Genomic DNA, 3,988 nt, shown 5'->3' with positions numbered 1-3,988 from the left:
GAATACGTGAAACGAGGTGCCACCTCATGAACAAAATCGAGTTCTTAACCGAGCTCCGCCGCTCGCTCGGCAAGCTGCCCTCCTACGAAGTAGAGCAGTCCATCGCATTCTACGCCGAAATGATCGACGACCGCGTGGAAGACGGCATGGACGAGCAGGAGGCCGTCGCAGCACTCGGCCCGGTGCAGGTGATCGCCACCCAGATCATTGCCGAAACCCCGGCCATCCCCAAAGCCATCGCGAAGGCAAACACGGGCAGCCGCATCTTAAACATCGTGCTGCTGGCTGTGTTCTCTCCCATCTGGGCGCCCCTAGCCCTCGCGCTGGCCCTTGTCGCCCTGGCAGTGTACGTAAGCATCTGGACCGTTATCGTTTCACTGTGGGCAACAGTTGTGTGTCTGGTACTGTTCGCGCCCCTTGGCATAGTGGGCCTGGTCTACTTTGCAGCAACAGGATTTCTCCTCTCGGGCGTCTGGGTGCTCGGTTGCGGCCTTGCCGTAGCAGGCATCGGGCTGTTCGCATGGCTAGGCATGACTGTGGTGAGCAGGGGCCTCGTGCAGCTCACCCACACCTTCGCCAACTGGATAAAGAGCCTGTTCGTGAAGAAGCGCAACGGCAGCACCCCGCCGAGCATGCCGCCTGTTGCGGAAGGAGCGCCGAAGCATGTCTAGAGCACGCAAAGTAGTGCTGATCGTAGCAACCATTCTGCTGGTGACCGGATCCGCTATCGGCATGGGAGCCTTCGCCGCAGCAAATTTCAACCTAGCCAATTTCTCAACAGTCAGCTGGGAGCAAACCACCGACACGCTCGCTCCCGAGGCTGAATCCCCCCACACGGCTGTAGTGGTAACCGAGGGCTCACATGGCGTACGCTTCATGCCAAGCGAAACCGATTCCTTCGAAGTGTAATATGGTCGAGTTGTCCAGACATTTTTTCTCGAATCTTAAGAGGTTCCAGCCGCATGCTTTCTTATCCTTACGCAGCCTGGGCAAATGCTCCGAAGTAAGCCTTGGCCGGAGTTTCGTAGTCTAGTGATTCATGCAGGCGATCGTTGTTGTATAGCTCGACGAACTGGGAGATGCCTTCGCGCAGTTCTCGTGGCGTCTCGTACTCGTTTAAGCGCAGCCATTCTGATTTCAAGGTTCTAAACCAGCGTTCGTATGTGCTGAGTTTCGTTATGTGCTGAGTGTGTGCCGAAGCGCTGATGAGGCAGCATTCTTACTCTCCGCTTCGGCACATAACGTTATAGCGAATTCAAGAACGACAGGATGTCGTCGGATGCATGATAGCGCTCCGGTTTTCTCTCTTCTTGGCCATGATCGTGGACCTTTTTAAGGGCTTCCTCCTTCCGCTTCATGTCGGTAGCCATATAGCGATGGGTAGTTTGTATGCTCTCGTGCCCTAGCCAGATGGCTATCGTGGATATGTCTACGCCAGCTTCGAGCATCGCCATTGCCGTCGAATGACGAAAGACATGGGGGCTGATCTTCTTCTGTGCAAGCGATGGGTGCTTCAGCGTCGCCTTAGCAACAAGTGATTCGATGCGACTCCGAACCCCCGACCTCGTAAGATGCTCGACGTTTCTTCCTGCAAACAAATACTCGTCTCGCCTTATTCCATTACGAGCAAGGTATTCCTTCGTTTCTGTCACTACTTCCTCCCATAGCGGAAGCGTTCTTTCCTTTCGGCCTTTGCCAAAGATCTTTACCACGCCCTTTTCGACGGAGAAAGAGAAGTCGCAAGCGCGTATGCTTATTAGCTCGCTTACGCGTGCGCCCGTGTTGAAGAGCAGCGACACCATAATATGGTCTATCTCGTTTTTGCATTCGGTCTTGAGCCACCCGATTTCTTCTGTTGTCAGATAATTTACCTCGCTGCGTTTTTCTCTTCGACGGGGCAGGTCGCTAATGCGCTTCATTTGAAAGAGGCGCTCAGGCACCTTGTATGCGGCATAGCTGCCGAATGCCTTTATCGCGGCAAGACGGCAGTTGGTCGTTGTGGCGCAATTCCCCTTTTCATTTGACAGGTACTGCAAAAACCGTTCGACATTCTCGGCCGTGAACATATCGATTGTGACCTTGCAAGCCTCCACGCCCATTTCATCGTGCATCCAATGCAGAAAGATCGCGAAAGCGTCGCTATAGGTTGATATCGTCCGGGCAGACAGCTGCCGTCCCTTCATCATCCACTGGAGAAAGAACTTCTCCAGCAGCTCCGCAAAATCAGTCGAGGCCATTTGTGGCCCTCTCGCTCGCAAGACCCGCAGCCTTGAAGGCATCTGCGGCGACGGCGAGCAGTTCGGGGACTCCTGTCAGGTACCAGTAGGTATCCGACAGCTTCTTGTGGCCGAGATACGCGCTCAGATAGGGAATCATCGCATTGACGTCGACACCTGACCTGTGCCAGCGCAATATGGTCATAGTCGCGAAGGTGTGACGCATATCATGCAAACGAGCCTTTCGGCCTTCGAATGAATCACCGCGACCAAGAAGCGCCCATCTGACCTCGCTGAACATGCCTTGCGCAGAATCCACGCCAAGGGGCTTTCCTTCGGTAGTGACGATGAGGCGGCTAGTCGGTGATCCGGCGATGCCGTTCCTGAAGCGCTGATAGGCGACGATATGGTCTGCGACATCGGGCAAAAGGTAAATCGTCCTTGACGTGCCAAATTTCGAATCGACGATGTCAAGCGTGCTGCTTTCAACATTGAAGTTCGAATCGCGCAAGTTAAGAGCCTCACTGATTCTCAGCCCGCATGAGCGCATGAGCCCAATCAAAAACGCGAGCCCCTCGCCGCGCAATCCGTCGGGTGACTTACATGTGCGAGCGACCTTCATCAATATGAGAATATCTTCGTCTGTGAAGATATAGGGAACAATGCGGCTGCCCACTGAGCCGAGAATGCCCGGTTTTAACTTGAAGATGCCAGGATCTAGGGCATACGCGAACTCGGAAAACCTTCTCACGGTTTCGTAGCGCTGGATTTGATAGCTGCGAGGATGCCCAGGGCCGCTACACGCCCACTCCAATGCTGATTCTTCCGTAAGCGGCTCGCCATCACAAAATGCGAGGTAAGCATGCAGCCGCTGCGCCTCTCCGGCATAATCGAAGCCGAGAGCCTGCTTAAATGCTATGTAACCTTCGATCGATTCTTCAAGGCTACTCATGTGAGCCTGCTTCCTGTTCCGGCCAGTGAGCTGCGACTTTGAGCAGGTTGTTCGGACTGACCTTTACGTAGCGCACCGTCGTGTCTATTCGCTCGTGGCCAAGAACATCTGCTATGGTCTTCGCATCGACACCCGCATTTGCCATATTCGTCGCCACCATACGTCGAAGTCCGTGCGTTCCGTGATAGGAGTCGATACAGGCTCGACCAGCCGCGAGAAAGATTGCTGTTTGGACCTGGCTTGAGGTAATCGGATTGCCCGCGGTGTTCACGAACAGGGTACGCGCACCTGGGTTCGGAGTACGATTGCGGACATATTGCTCGAGTGCTAGTCCGGTATCCTCATCAAGGGGGAGCGTTCTTGCCGTCTTGCTCTTGGAGTCATGGACAGACAGCGTCCCCTCAGACCAGTTCACATCATCGAGGCTGAGGCGGGCAACGTCGCAAGCGCGCAGGCCGAGGTTGCCCATGCAGAGAACCATTGCGAGATCGCGGGTACCTCTTCCTGTTCCCGTATCGCAGGATGCCTTCAGTTTCCCGTAGTCGTGCTCGCAGAGGCGTCCGGGAACTACATGGTCGCGCCTTGTCGGGCCACAAAGCGATACGGCATCGAGCGGGCCGACATCAATGTCTTTGCTGCGCAGAAACTTCGCATAAGAGCGCAGATCGGAGCCCTGGATTGCACGCATTGACGCGCCTTCTCCGCTTCCAATTGAGCTGTGGTAATCAACGATAGTGTTGAGCGTTATTCTTGTGCGGTCAAAATCATCATCGGGAAAGGATTGGTACAAAAACAGCTTGATTGCAGACACTCGATTCTT

Annotated in this window: 6 protein-coding genes; 2 read left to right on the top strand and 4 right to left on the bottom strand. The window is 54.7% G+C overall.

What is annotated here, in order from left to right; all coding sequences use genetic code 11:
* A partial coding sequence (locus RR842_RS12510) for a DUF1700 domain-containing protein (protein ID WP_332729952.1) occupies window positions 1-671 on the top strand: 671 nt, incomplete at its 5' end.
* Window positions 664-909, top strand: coding sequence for a hypothetical protein (locus RR842_RS12505; RefSeq protein WP_332554581.1), 246 nt, complete (start codon window positions 664-666; stop codon window positions 907-909). The genes RR842_RS12510 and RR842_RS12505, both read left to right, overlap by 8 nt.
* A gap of 67 nt (window positions 910-976) precedes the next feature.
* Here the strand turns inward: RR842_RS12505 and RR842_RS12500 are convergent, their stop codons facing one another.
* From RR842_RS12500 to RR842_RS12485, 4 genes are all read right to left on the bottom strand, one after another.
* Window positions 977-1,180 (bottom strand): integrase core domain-containing protein, encoded by a 204-nt coding sequence (locus tag RR842_RS12500; protein WP_332729953.1) that lies wholly within the window; start codon window positions 1,178-1,180, stop codon window positions 977-979.
* Window positions 1,181-1,244: 64 nt separating this feature from the next.
* Window positions 1,245-2,279 (bottom strand): tyrosine-type recombinase/integrase, encoded by a 1,035-nt coding sequence (locus tag RR842_RS12495; protein WP_332729950.1) that lies wholly within the window; start codon window positions 2,277-2,279, stop codon window positions 1,245-1,247.
* Window positions 2,224-3,168: a tyrosine-type recombinase/integrase gene (locus tag RR842_RS12490; protein WP_332729949.1), complete on the bottom strand. Its 945-nt coding sequence runs from the start codon at window positions 3,166-3,168 to the stop codon at window positions 2,224-2,226. The genes RR842_RS12495 and RR842_RS12490 overlap by 56 nt, the downstream gene beginning before the upstream one ends.
* Window positions 3,161-3,988: tyrosine-type recombinase/integrase (locus tag RR842_RS12485; RefSeq protein WP_332729948.1), on the bottom strand; the 828-nt coding region annotated here is incomplete at its 5' end. The genes RR842_RS12485 and RR842_RS12490, both read right to left, overlap by 8 nt.

Source organism: Gordonibacter sp. (assembly GCF_036667095.1).
Lineage (GTDB): Bacteria > Actinomycetota > Coriobacteriia > Coriobacteriales > Eggerthellaceae > Gordonibacter.
The sequence above is the reverse complement of the archived record's forward strand: the minus strand, read 5'-3'. Positions and strand labels throughout refer to the sequence as shown.